Source organism: Burkholderia sp. MSMB617WGS (genome assembly GCF_001532025.2).
Taxonomy (GTDB): domain Bacteria; phylum Pseudomonadota; class Gammaproteobacteria; order Burkholderiales; family Burkholderiaceae; genus Burkholderia; species Burkholderia savannae.
Map to the genome: position 1 here is coordinate 3,718,920 of NZ_CP013457.1, position 18,004 is coordinate 3,736,923.

General features: G+C 70.8%; 16 protein-coding genes and 2 pseudogenes. 9 read left to right on the top strand and 9 right to left on the bottom strand.

The features are described 5' to 3' along the window. The first annotated feature begins 62 nt into the window (after positions 1–62). Together WT60_RS18225 and WT60_RS35240 are read left to right on the top strand one after the other, a co-directional pair. Positions 63–560 carry a type III secretion system chaperone gene (locus tag WT60_RS18225; protein WP_060355163.1) on the top strand — a complete coding sequence of 166 codons (498 nt, stop codon included), beginning with the start codon at positions 63–65 and terminating at the stop codon, positions 558–560. Between the two features lie 448 nt (positions 561–1,008). Further along, positions 1,009–4,344 (top strand): hypothetical protein, encoded by a 3,336-nt coding sequence (locus WT60_RS35240; RefSeq protein WP_236860833.1) that lies wholly within the window; start codon positions 1,009–1,011, stop codon positions 4,342–4,344. An 85-nt stretch (positions 4,345–4,429) separates the two neighbouring features. Here the strand turns inward: WT60_RS35240 and WT60_RS35730 are convergent. Both WT60_RS35730 and WT60_RS18240 read right to left on the bottom strand, forming a co-directional pair. After that, positions 4,430–4,519 (bottom strand): annotated as a pseudogene (locus WT60_RS35730) (sel1 repeat family protein); the annotation flags it as partial. A 174-nt stretch (positions 4,520–4,693) separates the two neighbouring features. Next, positions 4,694–5,071, bottom strand: a complete 378-nt coding sequence (locus WT60_RS18240) for a hypothetical protein (RefSeq protein ID WP_145986821.1) — start codon at positions 5,069–5,071, stop codon at positions 4,694–4,696. On the opposite strand from WT60_RS18240, the gene WT60_RS18245 reads away from it, so the two are divergent. From WT60_RS18245 to WT60_RS18255, 3 genes are all read left to right on the top strand, one after another. Then, positions 5,054–6,052, top strand: a complete 999-nt coding sequence (locus WT60_RS18245; protein ID WP_060355161.1) for a biotin--[acetyl-CoA-carboxylase] ligase — start codon at positions 5,054–5,056, stop codon at positions 6,050–6,052. The two genes, WT60_RS18240 and WT60_RS18245, sit on opposite strands and share 18 nt — an antisense overlap. Further along, a complete protein-coding gene (locus WT60_RS18250; RefSeq protein ID WP_059670167.1) occupies positions 6,049–6,828 on the top strand; it encodes a type III pantothenate kinase in 780 nt (259 codons plus the stop codon). Before WT60_RS18245 ends, WT60_RS18250 begins: the two co-directional genes overlap by 4 nt. A gap of 119 nt (positions 6,829–6,947) precedes the next feature. Next, positions 6,948–7,343, top strand: a complete 396-nt coding sequence (locus WT60_RS18255) for a hypothetical protein (protein WP_060355175.1) — start codon at positions 6,948–6,950, stop codon at positions 7,341–7,343. A gap of 66 nt (positions 7,344–7,409) precedes the next feature. On the opposite strand, the gene rfaE2 is transcribed toward WT60_RS18255, so the two are convergent. The 7 genes and pseudogenes from rfaE2 to WT60_RS18290 all read right to left on the bottom strand — a co-directional run bounded on the left by rfaE2 (position 7,410) and on the right by WT60_RS18290 (position 13,850). Beyond that, the gene (gene rfaE2 / locus WT60_RS18260) at positions 7,410–7,901 is read right to left on the bottom strand and encodes a D-glycero-beta-D-manno-heptose 1-phosphate adenylyltransferase (RefSeq protein WP_060355160.1); all 492 of its coding nucleotides are present in this window, start codon (positions 7,899–7,901) and stop codon (positions 7,410–7,412) included. 133 nt (positions 7,902–8,034) lie between these two features. Beyond that, positions 8,035–8,910 carry a ferritin gene (locus tag WT60_RS18265; protein ID WP_038747145.1) on the bottom strand — a complete coding sequence of 292 codons (876 nt, stop codon included), beginning with the start codon at positions 8,908–8,910 and terminating at the stop codon, positions 8,035–8,037. A 101-nt stretch (positions 8,911–9,011) separates the two neighbouring features. Continuing rightward, positions 9,012–9,335, bottom strand: a pseudogene (locus tag WT60_RS35245) (hypothetical protein); the annotation flags it as partial. Between the two features lie 227 nt (positions 9,336–9,562). Beyond that, the gene (locus tag WT60_RS18275) at positions 9,563–10,843 is read right to left on the bottom strand and encodes a patatin-like phospholipase family protein (RefSeq protein WP_060355159.1); all 1,281 of its coding nucleotides are present in this window, start codon (positions 10,841–10,843) and stop codon (positions 9,563–9,565) included. A gap of 36 nt (positions 10,844–10,879) precedes the next feature. Further along, positions 10,880–11,698 carry a PhaM family polyhydroxyalkanoate granule multifunctional regulatory protein gene (locus WT60_RS18280; protein WP_059644248.1) on the bottom strand — a complete coding sequence of 273 codons (819 nt, stop codon included), beginning with the start codon at positions 11,696–11,698 and terminating at the stop codon, positions 10,880–10,882. An 85-nt stretch (positions 11,699–11,783) separates the two neighbouring features. Then, complete coding sequence (locus tag WT60_RS18285; RefSeq protein WP_059670165.1) at positions 11,784–12,611, bottom strand: enoyl-CoA hydratase/isomerase family protein; 828 nt, start codon at positions 12,609–12,611, stop codon at positions 11,784–11,786. 246 nt (positions 12,612–12,857) lie between these two features. Beyond that, positions 12,858–13,850: a fumarylacetoacetate hydrolase family protein gene (locus tag WT60_RS18290; RefSeq protein WP_038747134.1), complete on the bottom strand. Its 993-nt coding sequence runs from the start codon at positions 13,848–13,850 to the stop codon at positions 12,858–12,860. A 117-nt stretch (positions 13,851–13,967) separates the two neighbouring features. Between WT60_RS18290 and WT60_RS18295 the strand changes: the two genes are divergently transcribed. From WT60_RS18295 to WT60_RS18310, 4 genes are all read left to right on the top strand, one after another. Then, positions 13,968–14,831 carry an IclR family transcriptional regulator gene (locus WT60_RS18295; protein ID WP_038747131.1) on the top strand — a complete coding sequence of 288 codons (864 nt, stop codon included), beginning with the start codon at positions 13,968–13,970 and terminating at the stop codon, positions 14,829–14,831. Positions 14,832–14,908: 77 nt separating this feature from the next. Next, entirely contained in the window at positions 14,909–16,264 is a 1,356-nt protein-coding gene (locus tag WT60_RS18300) for a DUF3108 domain-containing protein (RefSeq protein WP_060355158.1), read from the top strand. Positions 16,265–16,450: 186 nt separating this feature from the next. Further along, positions 16,451–16,708: a DUF3567 domain-containing protein gene (locus WT60_RS18305; RefSeq protein WP_009893251.1), complete on the top strand. Its 258-nt coding sequence runs from the start codon at positions 16,451–16,453 to the stop codon at positions 16,706–16,708. 193 nt (positions 16,709–16,901) lie between these two features. Next, a complete protein-coding gene (locus WT60_RS18310; protein ID WP_038747125.1) occupies positions 16,902–17,981 on the top strand; it encodes a homocysteine S-methyltransferase family protein in 1,080 nt (359 codons plus the stop codon). The last annotated feature ends 23 nt before the right edge of the window (positions 17,982–18,004 follow it).

An 18,004-nucleotide genomic window follows, 5' to 3' on the forward strand; every position in this document is an offset into this window, starting at 1 on the left:
GCCGCGCTTGCCTTCCGGCGAGCCACCCCGTTTACGCGAAGCCCTTGTTCCACACGACACTCATGACCGTCCGTTTTTCCGACCTCCCGCCGGGCATCCGCTCGGCGTCCGCGCCCTCCCCGCACGACGGCGCGACCGACGCGCTGCTCGCCGAGCTCGCGCAGCGGCTCGGCCTGCCCGGCCTGCACTTCGATTCGCAGGGCCTCTGCCGTCTGCTGATCGACGAATCCCTGCCGATCCTGCTGCGCCGTAGCGGCGCGCAACTCGTCGTCGTCGGACGCATCGACTGGCCGCTGCCCGCGGCGGCGACCGACGACACGCTGCGCCGGCTGCTGCATGCGGCGCTCAATCCGCTGCTCGGCGAGCAACCGGGCATCGGCTGGCATCCGGAGCTGGGGCTCATCGCGTATCGGGCCGAGACGGCGACGGAACTGACGGCCGAAGCGCTCGCGCATCGGCTGTCCGATTTCATCGTCTGGGTAAAGGCGTTTCCCGCGTCGCTGCGCGACACCGCGCACGTGGCGCAACACGAGAAGAGTGTGATCCATGATCGAGTTTAAGCATCTCGCCGCAACGGCGGGCGCGTCGCCGAATGCGCCACAGGACGTCCGGTCCGAAGGGACATTGCAGGCCGGCGGGCACGAACACCGCGTCGACGCGAATCCGCAGCGCCTGCCGCACACGCATCCGCGGCACGCGGATGTCAGCGCCTTTTTCGAAGGCGCGAACCGGGCCTTCGCGAACGACGGCGCGGCGCCGAGCGCGCGCCCCGCGCCGCCCCCGCTGCTTGCGCCCGCGCTCGGCTCGCTAGCGCCGCCCCCGCCGCCCGCGCCCTCGCTCGGCTCGCTAGCGCCGCCCCCACCGCCCGCGCCCGCGCTCGGCTCGCTTGCGCCCCCGCCGCCGCCCGCGCCCGCGCTCGGCTCGCTTGCGCCCCCGCCGCCGCCCACGCCTTCGCTCGGCTTGCGGACGCCCCCGCCGCCGCCAGGCGCACCGCGGCCGATGCCTCCCATGGCGCCAATGGCGCCGCTGCCGCCCGCCGCCGGCGCGGCCGCGGCTACCGCTACCGCTACCGCTACCGCAACCGCGCCGCGCGCACAGGCGTTTCAGCCGATCGAGCTCAAGCCGTTCGTGAACGAGAACAAGCAGCCGTCGCCGAACTGGTCGGTCAAGGATTATGTCGACATCGACAAGCTGAGCGCGGGCCTCGCGTCCGTGCTCGGCATCGCGCCGCCGCGCATGGACATCGCCGAGACGACGATGGAAGGGCTGTCGAAAGTGATGGGCATTCCGTACTACGCGGACGAGCCGACGCTCAACCCGATCGCGTGGACATCGCCCGAAGGCAGGATTCACATGGCGACCGACGCGCCCGAATATTCGTCGGGCGGCGTGCTCGACGCCGCGAAGATCCGCTCGACGATCGTGCACGAGAGCGTGCATGCGGCTTCGCACGATCACACGGGCTTTCAGCAGACGACGAAGGAAGCCGGCATCAATTCCAACTGGAACTACGACGAGTTCGCGACCGACTACTTCGCGCACAAGGTCTATCGGACGCTTTATCCGGACGCCGACTACAAGACCAACTATTTCACGACGGATCTCGGCGGACGGCCGAAAGTCTGGGGCGGCAATCTGATCGGGTTCATGATCCAGTCCGGACACATGCGCGAGGCCGACATCAGGTCGGCCTACGCGAACGGCGACGGTTCGCTCGCGCTGCTCGAAGGCGAGAAGCTCGACGCGTGGAAGCAGTACGCGAAGACCGGGCGCGCGACGGGCGCGATCGCGCGCGCGGTCGCGACCGGCGCGACAACGCCGCCGGAAGGCGTCGCGCAAGCGGCCGACGCGACGCAGCGCGTCGATCACCGCATCAAGCAGGCGGCGACGGGCGCGGCGATCTCGAGCGCGGTCGCCGGCGCCGCCGGTGCGATTCCGCAGCCGCCGGCGAAGGTCGCATCGGGCGTGATCGGCGCGACGGACAAGCTCGCGACGGACACGCAGGCGTCCGACAGCCTGCGCGAGGCGGCCGGCTCGTCCGGCGACGCGAGCGCGACGAAGCAGGCGGCGGGCGAAAATCCGCGCGCGAAGCTCGACGGCGGCACGCCGTCGGGCGACCGAAGCGCGCCGCAGCCGGAAGCCGGGGATGCCGGGGCGACGGCGTCCGCGCGCCGGCCGTTGCCGACGAGCCAGCCGTTCAAGGCGTCGGACGCGTCAGGGGAGCGTCTCGCGGACAAACTGCTGGCGTCGTTCACGCCGCTCGATTTCCGTGCCGTCGCGCAGGCCGCCGCGCCCGGGAGCGCCGCGGCCGCCGCCCCATCGGCCGAATCGGCCATCGACGCGCGCGCGCGTCAACTGGCGCAGCCCGTGACCGGTCTGGCGGGCGCGCTGATCGATGCGCTCGGCGGTTCACGCGATCCGCAGGGCGGCGCGGCGCTACGCAGGCTCGCGCAAAAGAATCAGTACGGCGAATTCGAGATCGGCGCGGCGTTGGCGCGCCGTCTGACCGACCGGCCTTCGGCCGAGCGCGGCGCGGGAATCGAGCTGAACGACGCGTACCTGCAGTTGCTGCAGGCGGTCGTGACCGACAGCGACAGTCAGGCGGTCGCCCGGGAGGTCGCGAAACTGCTGCGTTCGCCGGATCACGAGAAGTCGGGCCTGAGCCGGCTGCTGCAAGGCAAGCTGCCGGGCTATTACAAGGCCGTGCTCGACCACGGCGTGAATCATCCGCAACTGCTCGCATCGATGAAGGGGTTGCTCGCGGAACTCGACGACAAGGCCGCGCAAGCGCGGCCGGGCGACCGAGCCGCGCTCGACAAGCTGACGGGCAAAATCAAGAACCAGTTCGACGAAGTGGTCGGCCGCCTGCGGGAGCCGTTGCCGGAAACGGCCGCGGCGTCGAAGGACAGCGTGAAGGCGCGGCTCGAAAACATCAAGCTCCGGGCCTGGCAGATCGCGCAGCGCAAAGCCGCGGAAGAACATCGTCAGACGATGCTCGAACGCGCGCAGGAACAGCTCCAGTCGCAATTGAACGAGCGCCTGAAATCGCACGGCCTGAATCTGCCCGACTACATGCGGGCGAGCCTCGGCGACGCGCATCTGTCGCTGCTGCGCGCGTTGCACGAGCAGTTCGGGCAGCGCATGCAAGCGAGCGGCGACTCCGTCAAGGCGCGCTTCGCGCAGCGGCTCGACGCGGCGCGCGCGAGCGTCGGCGCGGTACGGGCGCGCGTCGACGAATTCGAGCAGCGGCTCGCCGAGCTCAAGGCGCAACCGCGCGCGAGCGCGACGAAGTCGGAAAAGGCGACGGTCGAAACGGCGCTCAAGGCCGAGAAGAAGGCGCTCAAGGAGGCGACGCGCGCGTTCGAGGACGTCGCGGACAGCGCGCGACGCGCGCTCGACGGCGCGCAGTACGCATTGCGGCACGAAACGCGCGCCGAATTGATCCGCGCGATGCTCGACAGCGGCGTGTTCGTCGAGAACAAGACGGAGGAAGCCGATGCGCTGAAGCGGTGTCTCGAATCGAGCCAGGCGAAGGATATCGTGATGCGCGCGGTCGAACGGGCGAAGGATTATTCCGGGCTCGTCGACAAGGACAAGGCGATTCGCGTCGCGAGCGAGGCGCTCGTGCGCCACGTGATGAACGATCGCTTCTTCGTCGACAAGATGGCGCGAATTCAACAGAGCTTCTCGAATCTCGCCGCACGTCGCGAGGCCGGGCAGGCGGCGCCGGGCGTCGCGTTGCACGACGCGCGCCGCGAGGCGGCGTCCGGCGCGGAGCATCGGGTCGGCGAGGCGGTGTCGTCGCAGGTGAAGGCGCAGGCGGCAACGGCGGCCGAGCAGGTCGCGCGCAAACAGGCGCAGACCGAGGCGGCGCTGCAGGCCGAGCGCGCGGCGAAGGACGCGGCGATGCGCGCTGCGCAGCGCGACGCGCAGCAGCAGGCGGAGCGGGAGGCGCAGCGCAAGGCGGAGCAGGAAGCGGAGCGTCGCGCGCGCGAAAGCGCCGAATCGGCTGCGCGCGACGCCGCGCGTCGCGCGGCCGAGGAAAAGGCTGCTCAGGCGGCGCGACAGCAGGCTGAACAGGAAGCGAGGCGGGGGATCGAGCGGGCCGCGGCCGAGCGCGCGCATCAGATCTGGGCCGACAACTTCAATCGGCAATTGCAGCGCGCCGACGGCAACCTGCGCGACATCAACCTCGAGGAGCGCCTCGACAGGCTGCGCAACGGCGACATCGAGGAGCGTCTCGACAGGCTGCGGGAGGACCCACCGCGGCCCGATCCCGCGACGCGCGCCGGCGCTCGCCAGGCGCAAGCGCTGACGTCGGACGGCAAGCCGCGAATCGTCTGACGCGCCGTTTCGCCGTTGCCGGCCGGGCGCATCGCGCGACGCACCTGGCCGGCACGCGAACGCGGCGCCGGGCCGCGCCGCCGATCGGCGGCGCGTGCGCGGCTGTTTGGCGCCAGCGCATACCGTCGTCGCGCGGCGCGAGATCGCGCGCGCCGGCGAGCGCGAGGCCGAGCGCCGGAGGGCCAAAGCGCCGCGCCGCCTACTTCGCCGAAGCGCGGAGCCGCCGCGTTCCCGAATCGCCGAATCGTTCGGACGCTCGGACGCTCGGACGCCGAATCATCGGCGCAAATGCGCCGCGCCGTCCATTCATCGACAGACGGCGCGCGCCGATACGGCCCGAGCCTGTTCATCAAATGTGCTTTTTCAGCGCCGTCGACGACGCACCGCCCGGCGCGATCGCCGTCACGCCGCGAATCGCGTTCACGCCGTCCTTCGGTTGGCCGCCGCCTTGCTCGATCCTGTTGGCCGCGGCGCCGGGGGCTTTGATGAGCGCGCGAACCTCGTCGGGCAGCGCGCCGCGCTTGTCGATCCGTGCGTCGAGGCCGTCGCGAAACGCGTTCGCCCGCGGCTGCGGCGCAATTCGGCGCGCCGCGTTGCGCGGCGTCGCGGCAACTCGATCGCGCCCGCGCGCTTCGAACGCCGTCGATCCGAAGCCCTCGTCGGTCACGTGGAAAGCCACGCGCGACACCCTGTCGCTACAATACGCGCCATGAATGCCGCCCCTCACCTCTCGACGCCCGCGAACGACGGGCCGCGCATCGACCGCGCACGCGTGGATGCGCGCCTCGCCCCCGCGGCCCGCGAATGGTCGATCCAGATCGTCGACACGACGGGTTCGACCAACGCCGACCTCGCCGCGCAGCTGAAATCGCTGCCGCGCAGCCGCGACGCGCTCGCCGCGCCGATCGCGCGCGTCGCGTACGAGCAGACGGCCGGACGCGGCCGGCAAAGCCGCCCGTGGTTCGCCCGGCCGGGCGACGCGCTGCTGTGCTCGATCGCGTGCGTGCTGCCGCGGCCCGTCGGCGAGCTCGCGGGCCTGAGCCTCGCGGTCGGCGTCGCGCTCGCCGAAGCGTTCGCCGAAATGCCGACCGGCGCGCGCGCCGAACCGGCCGCCCGCCAACGCGCCGACACGACCGCCGACGCAACCGCCGATACAACCGCCGCCGCCCCTCGCATCGCGCTCAAATGGCCGAACGACCTGCTCGTCACGTCGACGCAAGGCGGCGAGACCGCGATCGTCGGCAAGCTCGCCGGCATCCTGATCGAAACCGTCTGGAACACGAACGATGCGACCGCGGTCGTGATCGGCTTCGGCGTCAACGTGCGTGCGGCCGATGCCGCCGCGGCCGAAATCGACGCGCTGCGCGCGCGCGACGCGACGCTCGCGGGCGGCCTGCCGCCCGTCGCGCTGTCCGCCGTGCGCCCCGGCGCGACGCTCACCGACACGTTCGCCGCCGCACTGAACGCGCTCGCCGTCGCGCTGCCCGCGTTCGCGACGAGCGGCCTCGCGCCGTTCACGGCGCGCTGGAACGCGCTGCACGCTTACGCGGGCCGCGACGTCGCGCTGCTCGAACGCGGCGCGGAGCTCGCGCGCGGCGTTGCGGCCGGCATCGACGCGACAGGCCAGTTGCTGCTCGACACGCCCGCCGGCCGGCAGGCGATCGCGGCGGGCGACGTGTCGCTGCGCGCGCCGGGGAGCGACCGATGAGCGGCTTGTGCTTGCTGATCGACGCGGGCAACAGCCGCGTCAAATGGGCGCTCGCGGACAGCGCGCGCCATTTCGTCGCGAGCGGCGCGTTCGAGCACGCGGACGACACGCCGGATTGGTCGACGCTGCCCGCGCCGAGCGGCGCGTGGATCTCGAACGTCGCGGGCGACGCGGCCGCCGCGCGCATCGACGCGCTGATCGACGCGCATTGGCCCGCGCTCGCACGCACCGTCGTCCGCGCGAGCGCCGCGCAATGCGGCGTGACGAACAGCTACGCGAAGCCCTCGCGCCTCGGCAGCGACCGCTGGGCGGGGCTCATCGGCGCGCACGCCGCATTCCCGGGCGAGCATCTGCTGATCGCGACGTTCGGCACCGCGACGACGCTCGAAGCGCTGCGCGCGGACGGCCATTTCGCGGGCGGGCTGATCGCGCCCGGCTGGGCGCTGATGATGCGCTCGCTCGGCATGCACACCGCGCAATTGCCGACGGTGTCGATCGACGCCGCGACGAGCCTGCTCGACGAAGTCGCCGCGAACGACGCGCACGCGCCGTTCGCGATCGACACGCCGCATGCGCTGTCCGCCGGCTGCCTGCAGGCGCAGGCGGGGCTCATCGAGCGCGCGTGGCGCGATCTCGAACGAGCGTGGAAAGCGCCGGTGCGGCTCGTGCTGTCGGGCGGCGCGGCGGAGGCGATCGTGCGCGCGCTGACTGTCCCGCATACGCGGCACGACACGCTCGTGCTGACGGGCCTCGCGCTGATCGCGCATTCGACGTGACGCGGGCCGCGCGCGCGAGCGGCCCGCAAGCCGCTCGCGCGCGAAGCGGCGCGGCGCCGCGATGCGATGCGATGCGCGGCGGATTGACGGTAACGGAACGATTCTCGGGAGTATTGACGATGCTGCGCTGGCTGATCTCTATTCTCTTTCTCGCCAACATGCTCGCGTTCGTGGTAGTGCGCGGCGTGTTCGGCCCGATGCCCGCCGCGGGCCCGCGCGAGCCGGGCCACGCGCTGCTGCAGGTGCGGCCGGACGCGCTGCGCGTTGCGCCCGTGTCGCAGGCAGCGGATCAGCCGATCATCGGCGGGCCGATCGTGTCGCCGCCGCTCGACACCGCGCCGCTGAACGCGCTCGGCCCGACTTCCGGCCCGATGTCCGTTCCGGCGTCCGGCGCCGCGACGAGTTCAGCGACGCAGGCACCGGCATTGCCGCCCGCCGCGGCCACGGCCACGGCCGCGGCGCCGCCGGCTCGAGCGCCGGCCCAACCCCAGCCGAACGCCTCGGCCGCACACTGACGCCGTGACGCAGCGTCGAGCCGCCCGCGCGCCCCTGCGCGCGACGCCGGCCGCGCGAAGCGTCGATCAGTCGCCGTTCGACTGCGAGCGCACCTTCTTCAGCAGCTTGGTGGTCGAGCGATCGTGCTCGAACGGAATCGCCAGCGCCCGCCCGCCCCAGCCGCGCACGAGCGCGGATTCGGGCAGCGCGTCCATGTCGTAGTCGCCGCCCTTCACGAGGATGTCGGGGCGCACCGCCTCGATCAGCGACACCGGCGTCTTCTCGTCGAAGCCGACGACCCAGTCGACGCATTCGAGCGCGGCGAGCAGCGCCATCCGGTCTTCCTGCACGTTGACCGGCCGGTCGTCGCCCTTGCCGAGCATGCGCACCGACGCGTCGCTGTTCACGCCGACGACGAGGCATGCGCCGAGCGCCTTCGCGTCGGCGAGATAGGTGACGTGGCCGCGATGCAGGATGTCGAATACGCCGTTCGTGAAGACGACGGGCGCGGGCAGCGACGCGCGCAAGGCGGCGAGCGCGTCGCGGGTGATCAGCTTGCGTTCGAACGAAGCGGGCATGGTCGGAAAACTCGTTGGTCGGGATGAACGGGGCAAACCGCGTCGCACCAGGCGCACGCCGGCTGCAACGCGAAACGGCAAAAGAAAAGCCCGCCGAACCTGCGAGCGGGCTTGTCGCGCGATGCGGCGGCGGTTACGCGGGCTGCGCGGCGGCCGGGCCGCCCTGCGCCTGCAGGCGCGCCGTGACTTCCTTCCGATAGCGGTTCAGTTCCTGCGCGGTCGCGAACGTGCGCTCGAACAGCACCGACAGGTTGTGCAGGATGCGGTCGACGACCTTCTTCTCCCACTCGCCGTCGAAACGGATCTGCTCGTCGAGCCAGCGCTCGAGCCATTCCGGATCGGGCAGGCGCGACTGCACGGTGTCGCGCGGGAACAGCGCCTGGTTCACATGCAGGTTCGTCGGGTGCAGCGGCTTCTCGGTGCGGCGCGCCGACGCCATCAGCACGCCGATCTTCGAGAACGCCGCGCGCGCGACGTCGCCGCAGTTGTTGAGCGCCTTCTTCATGTAGCGCAGGTACGCGCCGCCGTGACGCGCCTCGTCGCGCGAGATCGTCTCGTAGATGTGCTTGATGACGGGCTCGGTATGCCACTCGGCCGCGCGGCGATACCAGTGGTTCAGGCGAATTTCGCCGCAGAAGTGCAGCATCAGCGTCTCGAGCGGCGGCGCCGGATCGAACTCGAAGCGCACCGCGTGCAGTTCCTCTTCCGTCGGCATCAGTTCCGGCTTGAAGCGGCGCAGATATTCCATCAGCACGAGCGAGTGCTTCTGCTCCTCGAAGAACCACACGCTCATGAACGCGGAGAAATCGCTGTCGTGGTGATTGTCGCGCAGGAACATCTCCGTCGCGGGCAACGCCGACCACTCGGTGATCGCGTTCATCTTGATCGTCCTCGCCTGCTCGTCACTCAGGAGCGATGCGTCGAACTTGTCCCAAGGGATGTCCTTCTCCATGTCCCAGCGGACGGCTTCGAGCGACTTGTAAAGTTCCGGATAAAGCATGGTGTTCATGGTCCCACCCCTGTTCTGCGCAATGCGACAACCAAACGTGACTGTTGCGGCAAACACGCCTAGTGCAGGCGTTTTCGCAACCAAGTCGATAATTTTACGCGCTAATCCGGGCCCGGACGCAGGTTTCGCGCCGGACGCCGGGCGGCCGCACTTCCACCGTGGGGCAAGGCCGCACTCAGCGCTCCCGACGATCGAAAGCCGCGTCGCGCATGCCTGAAAGGCGCCGGCGCACCGCCGGCTTCGTTGCCGGGCCCCGCGCGCGCCGTGGTGAACGGCTGCGCCCGAGCGGCCCGATGTGATGTATTCGGCGGCGGCCATAATAGCACGCGACTGTGACCGTTCCGAGACGGCGGCGGGCGCCGGGGCCGCGCCCATGCGGCAAAGCGTCGCAGCGAAAGCATTCCGTTAGCGTGGCGAAAACGCAACCCAAGCCGCAATGGCGGGCGAACGGCCGTTGAACGACGGGCGAACGGCGCTGAATCGCCGCGCCCGAATGCGCCGCCCCGCCGCAACGCGGGCGAACGGCGCGAGGCGGCAACGGGCCGCGTCGGCCCGCATCGGGCCGCATGCGGGCGATTCATCCGGTCCGGGACGATCCCGTTCGTCGCGAGCGGCACGTCGAATCCGGACGCGGGCCGCCGCTGCGGCGCCGTCAGCGCCCGGCGGCCCGGCCGGACGTGCGCGCATCGCCGCTGCCCGCCACGCCGTCGTCCGTCCCCGCGACGCTCGCGCCCGCCTCGACGCCCGAGCCCGGGCCGCCTTGCGCTTCCGCGCCGGTGCGCTCGGCGGACGCGATCCACTGCGCGAGCCGCTCGCGCTGCCCGTGCGCGTCGCGGTAGCCGAGCTCGACGAGCTCGCGCGTGAACTCCGCCTCGAACAGCAGATAGCTCGCAAACGACGCGCCCGCCGGCTTGTTGCCGCCCACCGCGCCGAGCAGCCCGCGCACCGTGAGCGGCAGCCGCTTCAGATGCTTCGACGCGATGAGCTCGATCCGCTCGGACGGCGCGATCGCGAGCACGTCGACGTGCCGCCAGCCGCTCGCCGGCTCGACGTAGGCGGGCAAATGCTCGATCATCCGGTTCACGTGATCGATCCGCTCGATGTCGGCGCCGATCGAATCGAGGAACACGCTCGCGAGCACCTGCTGGCCGATCTGCGCAAGCGACGGGTAGCCGCGCCCGTTGCCGTTCGCGGCGGGCACCTCGGGCCGCGGGTCGGCGGCGCCGACCACGACGATCCGGTCGCTGCCGAAATGGATCGCGGGCGACAGCGGCGCGATCTGCCGGATCGAGCCGTCGCCGAAATATTCGATCTGGCCGTCGAGCACGAGCGGCACCGCGGGAAACACGAACGGAATCGCCGACGACGCGATCAGATGCCCCGCGGACAGATCGACCATCCGGGCCGTGCGCTCCGCGCGCCGCCACGCCTGAATCGGCTCGCTCGCCTGATAGAACGTCAGATGGCGGCCGCTCGTGTAGCTGAGCGCCGTCACCGACAGCGCATGCAGCTTGCGCGCCTCGAGCATCAGCTCGATCCGGTGGAAGTTGAGCTCGCGCCGCAGCAGGTGCGCGAGCGGCGCGTTGTCGAGCAGCCCGCGCGGCGAGCGGCGCGCCGCCCAGCCGATGCTCATCGCGGCGAGCCAGCGCGCGCCCGCGGCGGCAATGCCGAGCCAGTCGGTTCGATACACGTGCTCGGCGCGCAGCCGCTCCCAGAATTCGAGCAGACGCCGCACGCCGTGCTCGAAATCGTCGGCGTGGCTCGCGAGCGACGTCGCGTTGATCGCGCCCGCCGACGAGCCGCAGATCACCGTGAACGGCGATGTGCGCCGCTTCGGATCGACATCGTGCGCGATCTCGGCGAGCCCCTTCAGCACGCCGACCTGATACGCGGCGCGCGCGCCGCCTCCCATCAGCACGAGCGCGAGCCGCATGTCCGCCTCAGCGTGTCCTCATCGGCGCCGCGCGCGTCACGGGCTGCGCTTCGCCGGTTTCTTCGCGGCGGCGGGCTTCGCGTCGTCGGCCGCGCTCGACGCGCCGGGCGCGCGGTCGGCCGCCGAGCCGCTCGCGCGCGGCGAGGCGGCGCGGCGCGTCGCCGGCTTCTTCGCGGCGGACGGCTTCGGCGCCGCGTCGCCGCCCGGCTCGGACGCGCCGCCCGCGGGCGTCATGCCCGGCTGGGCCATCGCGAAACGCGCGAGCTGATTGAATTGCGATTGCAGCAGGTTCCACCAGCCCGCCGGATCGAACGCGTCGGCGCCCGGCGCCGCTTGCGGCTGCTGCGCGCCTTCGGCCGCGGCCGCCGCGCCCGCATCGGCACTCGCGAACGCGCCGCCGCGCGTTTCGTCGCGCTCGCTCGCGCCGGCTTCGCGCGCCGACGCCGGCGTCGAAGCGGATTCGCGATGCGCCGAATCGTCGGGTGTCAACGCGGCTTCGGCGGCGGCCATCGAGGTCTGCGCGAACGCGCCGAACGCGCGCAGCGTCGCGAGCGTCGCGCGCTGCACCTCGAGCGCCTGGATCGCGGACTGCAGCATGCCGAGGTTGAGCTTCAGCCACTGCTCGACCGCGCGCAGATCGGTGATCCGCTTGTCGAGCTCCTCGACGCTCGCGAGCGGCGCCATCAGGTCCGACATCGCCGACAGCGACGGCGGCAGCCCTTGCGACGCGCCCGGAAACGCGCCCAACCCGCCGAACGGCGTGAGGCGCATCATCTCCCACATCTTGTCGAGGAAGCCGGCGGGCTGAAAGCCGCCGAAGCCGGAAAACGGATTGGTGCCGTTGGTATCGGTCATCGTCGATTCCTTCGAAACGATTGAAGCGGGTCACGGGCGAACGCCGCGCGGCGGCGTCCATTGCCGATCATAGCGCGCGCGGCGCTCACGACGGCACGTCGCCCGAAAAATCCGGCGCGCGGCGCTCGCGCAGCGAGCGAATGCCTTCGCGCACGTCCGGCCCCGAAAACCCCATGAATTCGAGCGCGAGCGACGCGTCGAACGTCGGCCCCGCGAGCCGCAGCCAGTTGTTGAGCGCGTACTTGGTCCAGCGGATCGCGCTTGGCGAGCCGTGCGCGAGCCGCTCGGCGAGCTCGTACGCCTTCGGCAGCAGATCGTGATCGTCGACCGCGAGCGACACGAGCCCGATGCGCTCGGCCTCGTCGCCGCTCACGGGCTCGCAGAGGAGCAGGTGGTATTTCGCCTTCGCCATCCCGCACAGAAGCGGCCAGACGATCGCCGCGTGATCGCCCGCGGCGACGCCGAGGCGCGTGTGGCCGTCGATGATCCGCGCGCTCTTCGCGGCGATCGACACGTCGGCGAGCAGCCCCGCGACGAGCCCCGCGCCGACGGCGGGCCCGTGCATCGCGGAGACGATCGGCTTGCTGCAGTTGATCACGTTGTAGACGAGATCGCGCGCCTCGCGCCAGACGCGCTCGCGCACCGCGTGGTCGTCGGCCATCCGCTCGACCAGCGCGAGATCGCCGCCCGCCGAGAAGCCTTTGCCTTCGCCGCGAATCACGGCGACGCGCGCATCGGGATCGCGATCGACGTCGCGCCAGATGTCGGCGAGCTCGCGATGCATCGCTTCGCTCGCGACCGCGAGGCCGCTGCGGTTCGCGCCTTCGCCGCTCATCACGATTTCGACGACGCCGTGCGGCTGACGCCGGATGCGCAGCGCTTCGTAGCCGGCATAGGGAGCGAGATCGGACATGCTGAACCTTCCTTCGATTGGGATTGAGTGATCGGGAGGCTTCTTCGTCGCTTTCGATTCAGTGTAGCGAAGCCCGTTCGGGCGGGCATCGGGCGAAACCCGGCGCGGGACCGGCGAAGCACCGCGCGCACCGCGACGCCGGAACGTGCACGTCGCGCGCCGCGCCGGCGCGCGTTTCACGCGGCTTGCTCGCACGGCCTCTCGTCGCGGGGCTTCGGCTTCGCATCCTTCGCGTCCTTCGCTCGATTACGCAGCGCCGTCCACCGGCGCCACCGCCTGCTCGATCGCCCCGAAGATCGACTTCCCGGCTTCGTCGAACATCTCGATCTTGACCTTGTCGCCATAGCGCATGAACTCGGTCTGCGGCGCGCCGTGCTCGATCGTCTCGACGCAGCGCTTCTCGGCGATGCAGCAGTAGCCGCGCTTCGCATCCTGGTTCGACACCGTGCCCGAGCCGACGATCGAGCCCGCGCGCACGTTGCGCGTCTTCGCCGCGTGCGCGATCAGTTGACCGAAGTGAAACACCATGTCGACGCCCGCATCCGGCTGGCCGACCTTCTTGCCGTTCCAGTGAACGATCATCGGGCGATGCACGCGGCCGTCGCGCCAGTGCTCGCCGAGCTCGTCGGGCGTCACGGCCACCGGCGCGAACGCGCTCGCCGGCTTGCTCTGAAAGAAGCCGAAGCCCTTCGCGAGCTCGGCGGGAATCAGGTTGCGCAGCGACACGTCGTTGACGAGCGTGACGAGCCGCACCGCCTTCAGCGCCTCGTCGGGCGTCGCGCCCATCGGCACGTCGGCCGTGATCACCGCGACCTCCGCCTCGAAATCGATGCCCCACTCCTCCGACGCGCAGACGATGTCGTCGCGCGGCCCGAGAAAGTCGTCGCTGCCGCCCTGGTACATCAGCGGATCGGTCCAGAACTCGGGCGGCATCTGCGCGCCGCGCGCGCGGCGCACGAGCTCGACGTGGTTCACGTAAGCGGAGCCGTCCGCCCACTGGAACGCGCGCGGCAGCGGCGCCATGCAGTCGGCGGGCTCGAACGCAAACGCATTGCGCGCGCGGCCCTGGTTCAGCGCGTCGTACAGATCGCGCAGCTGCGGCGCATAGAACGCCCAGTCGTCGAGCACGCGCTGCAGCGTCGGCGCGATCGCGTCGGCGATCGCCGCCGTGTGCAGGTCGCGGGATACGACGATCAGTTGGCCGTCGCGCGTGCCGTCCTTGAGCGAAGCAAGTTTCATAGGGAAGAGAGCCGTTGTAGTGACGATGGAAGGAATCTATTTTACGATGGTGAATCCGCGCGGCGGCGCGCGCCGCAAGCCGCGCCGCCGTTCGATTCCCATTCTTCCCGCAACGCCGTGAACAAGTCCGCCTCAAACGCCTCCGATTCGCCCGACGACGATCTCGCCGACGACCACGACACCGCCGAGGAAAAGATCCGCTCGGGCATCCAGTCGATCGAGGTCGGCTTTCGCCTGCTCGACGTGCTGACGAGCGAGCCCCGCGCGATGATGCTGCGCGACCTCGCGCAGCGCGCGGCGATGAGCCCGGCGAAGGCGCACCGCTATCTCGTGAGCTTCCAGCGGCTCGGGCTCGTCTCGCAGGACCCGGTCTCGGGCCGCTACGAGCTCGGCGGCTTCGCGCTGCAAATGGGCCTGGCGCGGCTTGCGCGCGTCGACGGCGTGAAGCTCGCGCGGATCGCGCTCACCGCGCTGCGCGATCAGCTCGACCAGACGGTCGGCATCGCGGTATGGGGCAACCAGGGGCCGACGATCGTCCACTGGATGGAGTCGAGCCATCCGGCGAAGGCGTCGCTCAAGCTCGGCGACGTGATGCCGCTCCTCGGCTCGGCGACGGGCCTCGTGTTCGCCGCGTACCTGCCGCGCGGCAAGACGGCCGCGTTGATCGAGCGCGAGCTCGCCGACACGCGGCGCGCGACGCACTACACCGGGCCGCGCACGCTCGCCGAAGTCGACGCGGCGCTCGCCGACGTGCGCGCGCATCGCGCGGCCCGCGTCGAAGGGATGCTGCTGCCGACGATCAACGCGTTCGGCATGCCGGTGTTCGACGCGCTCGGCGATCTCGCGCTCGCGATCATCGCGCTCGGCCACGAAGGCGCGTTCGACATCCGCTGGGGCGGGGAGATCGACGTCGCGCTGCGCGCTTGCGCGCAGAAGCTCTCCTACGAGCTTGGGTATAGTGAAGGGGCGCGCGACGCCTGACCGGCGCCGCCGCGTCCCGGCCGCGCATGGCGCGCGCCCCCCGCTTCCTCGCTGCTCGAGATGCTCGCCCGCTCCTGATGCCGCCGTCGTCCACCGTTTCGTCGAACCCGCGCATCGCGCCGCGCCGCGTGCGGCGCGCGGCGTTCGTGCTCGCGCTCGTGCTCGCGCTCCACTGGCTCGCCGCGCTGTGGCTCGTGCGGTTTCGCGAGCCGTTCAAGCCTGTCGAGCCCGAGAACGTGCCGGTTCAGGTCGAGTTGCTGAAGCCGCAGCAGATCGAGCGTGCGCCGGCGCCCGCGAAGCCCGCGGCCGTTCGGCCACGGGCCGTCCCAAAGCATGCGGCGCCCACGCCCATGCCCGCTCCGCAGCCGAGCGCCCGCGCGCCGCGTCGCGCGGAACCCGTGTTGAGCGCCGTGGAGTCGCCCGCCGAAGCGCCTACCGAAGCGCCCGTCGCAGCGCCCGCCGCCGCTTCCGCGGCCAAGTCCGCGAGCGCGGCGACAGCCGCAACGGACGAGCCGGCGAGCGGCGCATCAGGCAACACGGCGAGCGGCGCGTCGGGCGCGGACGCAACCGCGCAGCCCGGCGCGGCATCGCCCGGCGAAGCGCAGCCCGGCTCGAAGTTCACGCTCCCGCCTTCGGGCGAGCTGCAATACGACACGTTCTACAACGGCATGCAGAACACGCCGGGCACGATCCACTGGCAGACCGACGGCCGCGCCTATTCGCTGTACGTGTCGATGCCCGTGCCGTTCGTCGGCCCGTACACGTACGAGAGCCGCGGCCGCGTCGACGCGTTCGGCATCGCGCCGCAGCGCTACGTCGAGACGCGCGGCAGGCGGCCGCCCGACTTCGCGATCTTCAATCGCGAGACGAGGCAGATCGTGTTCACGGGCACGCCGAATTCGCTCGCGCTGCCCGACGGCGCGCAGGACCGCTTCAGCATGCTGATGCAGCTCGCGGGCCTCGTCGGCGGCGATCCCGACGCGTACCGCCCGGGCGTCACGCGCGAGTTCTTCGTCGTCGATCGCGACAGCGGCGAGACCTGGCCGATCACGACGATCGGCGACGAGACGATCTCGACCGGCATGGGCAGGCTCGACGCCCGGCATTTCATGCGGCTGCCGCGCCGCGAGGGCGACACGCGCCGCATCGACATCTGGCTCGCGCCGTCGCTCGGCTGGCTGCCCGTGCGAATGGTCCAGACGGAACCGAACGGCGCGCAGATCGAGTTGCTATTGCACCGTCGCTCGGATGCGCGCGACGCGGCGGGCGAACGCACCGGCGCGAACGGCGGCGCGAGCGCCAACGTAGGCGCCGGCGCGGACGCCGCACGGGCGCCGGCGTCCGGCGCGCCGCTGAACGCCGACGAATCGGTAAATACGACCGACGGCACGCCGGCCGAATCGCCCGCCGTTCACGAGCGGCAACAACCTTGACAATCTTTGACAACAACTTTCGTCCACTGGAGCAGAATCGGAAACGTTTTAAGGTCATCGGCATCAAACCGATACGCCGCGTGTAAAAACGACCGGCGTGCAGCGCCAACCCCCTTGAAACCGGCTCGGTCTGCCCCACCTACGGTGGCAACGAGGCCGAAAGCCACAGCAAAGAGGAGTGCCGCCATGCAAATGATCTACAACAGCCCCAACTACTGCGTCGTCGAGTTTCCGCCGCAGGACGGCCACCATGCGATGAACTCGGGTGGCTACGAGATCGTCGACAAGAACGCGCAACGCGAAATCTTCATCGACGGCGAACTCGCCGCGCGCTTTCGCGAGCACGTGAAGCAGTTGATCCAGGCCGAGCCGTCGCTCGACGAGGTCGACGAATTCCTCGGACAGTTCGACAGCCTGATGACGCAACCCGTGGTTCTCCACTAACGTCGCGCGGACGCGGCCGCTTGCCGGACCCGCGGGTCCGCGAAAGCGCCGCCGCCCGACGCGATCCGGCGCACTCCAACCCGCCCCCGCCCGGTCCGCCGCGCGGGGGCTTTGTTTGCCCGCGAACGGCCGCCTCACGTACGACGGGAGCAGCGGCTACAATGACGGCTTTCCGATACGCCGGTAATCCGCCATGTCCGAGCCCACGCCGATCGCGTCTTCCGCCCAATCCGCCGCCCTCGCCGCGCCGTACACGCGCGGCGCCGAGCTGCCGACGCTGCTTCGGCAGCGCATCCTGATCCTCGACGGCGCGATGGGCACGATGATCCAGCGCTACAAGCTCGACGAAGCCGCGTATCGCGGCGAGCGCTTCAAGGATTTCCCGCGCGACGTGAAGGGCAACAACGAGCTGCTGTCGATCACGCAGCCGCAGATCATTCGCGAGATCCACGACCAGTACTTCGCCGCGGGCGCCGACATCGTCGAGACGAACACGTTCGGCGCGACGGCCGTCGCGCAGGCCGATTACGGGATGGAAGACCTCGTCGTCGAGATGAACGTCGCGTCGGCCGCGCTCGCGCGCGAATCGGCCGCCAAATACACGACGCCGGCCAAGCCGCGCTTCGTCGCGGGCGCGATCGGGCCGACGCCGAAGACGGCGAGCATCTCGCCGGACGTCAACGATCCGGGCGCGCGCAACGTCACGTTCGACGAGCTGCGCGACGCGTACTACACGCAGGCGAAGGCGCTGCTCGACGGCGGCGTGGATCTGTTCCTCGTCGAGACGATCTTCGACACGCTGAACGCGAAGGCCGCGCTGTTCGCGCTCGACCAGCTGTTCGAGGACACCGGTGAACGGCTGCCGATCATGATCTCCGGCACCGTCACCGATGCATCCGGCCGCATCCTGTCCGGCCAGACGGTCGAGGCGTTCTGGAATTCGCTGCGCCACGCGAAGCCGCTCACCTTCGGCCTGAACTGCGCGCTCGGCGCGGCGCTGATGCGCCCGTACATCGCCGAGCTCGCGAAGCTGTGCGACACCTACGTGTCGTGCTACCCGAACGCCGGCCTGCCGAACCCGATGGCCGAGACGGGCTTCGACGAGACGCCGGACGTCACGTCGGGGCTCCTGAAGGAATTCGCGCAGGCGGGCCTCGTGAACCTCGCGGGCGGCTGCTGCGGCACGACGCCCGAGCACATCGCCGAGATCGCGAAGGCGCTCGCCGAAGTCAAGCCGCGCCGCTGGCCGAACCAGTACAGCGAAGCCGCCTGACGCTCACAGCCGCCCCCCACTCC

Coding starts and splice junctions, on each gene's coding strand:
- WT60_RS18225 (WP_060355163.1), top strand. CDS start 63: ATGACCGTCCGTTTTTCCGACCTCCCGCCGGGCATCCGCTCGGCGTCC.
- WT60_RS35240 (WP_236860833.1), top strand. CDS start 1,009: ATGGCGCCAATGGCGCCGCTGCCGCCCGCCGCCGGCGCGGCCGCGGCT.
- WT60_RS18245 (WP_060355161.1), top strand. CDS start 5,054: ATGAATGCCGCCCCTCACCTCTCGACGCCCGCGAACGACGGGCCGCGC.
- WT60_RS18250 (WP_059670167.1), top strand. CDS start 6,049: ATGAGCGGCTTGTGCTTGCTGATCGACGCGGGCAACAGCCGCGTCAAA.
- WT60_RS18255 (WP_060355175.1), top strand. CDS start 6,948: ATGCTGCGCTGGCTGATCTCTATTCTCTTTCTCGCCAACATGCTCGCG.
- rfaE2 (WP_060355160.1), bottom strand. CDS start 7,901: ATGCCCGCTTCGTTCGAACGCAAGCTGATCACCCGCGACGCGCTCGCC.
- WT60_RS18265 (WP_038747145.1), bottom strand. CDS start 8,910: ATGAACACCATGCTTTATCCGGAACTTTACAAGTCGCTCGAAGCCGTC.
- WT60_RS18275 (WP_060355159.1), bottom strand. CDS start 10,843: ATGCGGCTCGCGCTCGTGCTGATGGGAGGCGGCGCGCGCGCCGCGTAT.
- WT60_RS18280 (WP_059644248.1), bottom strand. CDS start 11,698: ATGACCGATACCAACGGCACCAATCCGTTTTCCGGCTTCGGCGGCTTT.
- WT60_RS18285 (WP_059670165.1), bottom strand. CDS start 12,611: ATGTCCGATCTCGCTCCCTATGCCGGCTACGAAGCGCTGCGCATCCGG.
- WT60_RS18290 (WP_038747134.1), bottom strand. CDS start 13,850: ATGAAACTTGCTTCGCTCAAGGACGGCACGCGCGACGGCCAACTGATC.
- WT60_RS18300 (WP_060355158.1), top strand. CDS start 14,909: ATGCCGCCGTCGTCCACCGTTTCGTCGAACCCGCGCATCGCGCCGCGC.
- WT60_RS18305 (WP_009893251.1), top strand. CDS start 16,451: ATGCAAATGATCTACAACAGCCCCAACTACTGCGTCGTCGAGTTTCCG.
- WT60_RS18310 (WP_038747125.1), top strand. CDS start 16,902: ATGTCCGAGCCCACGCCGATCGCGTCTTCCGCCCAATCCGCCGCCCTC.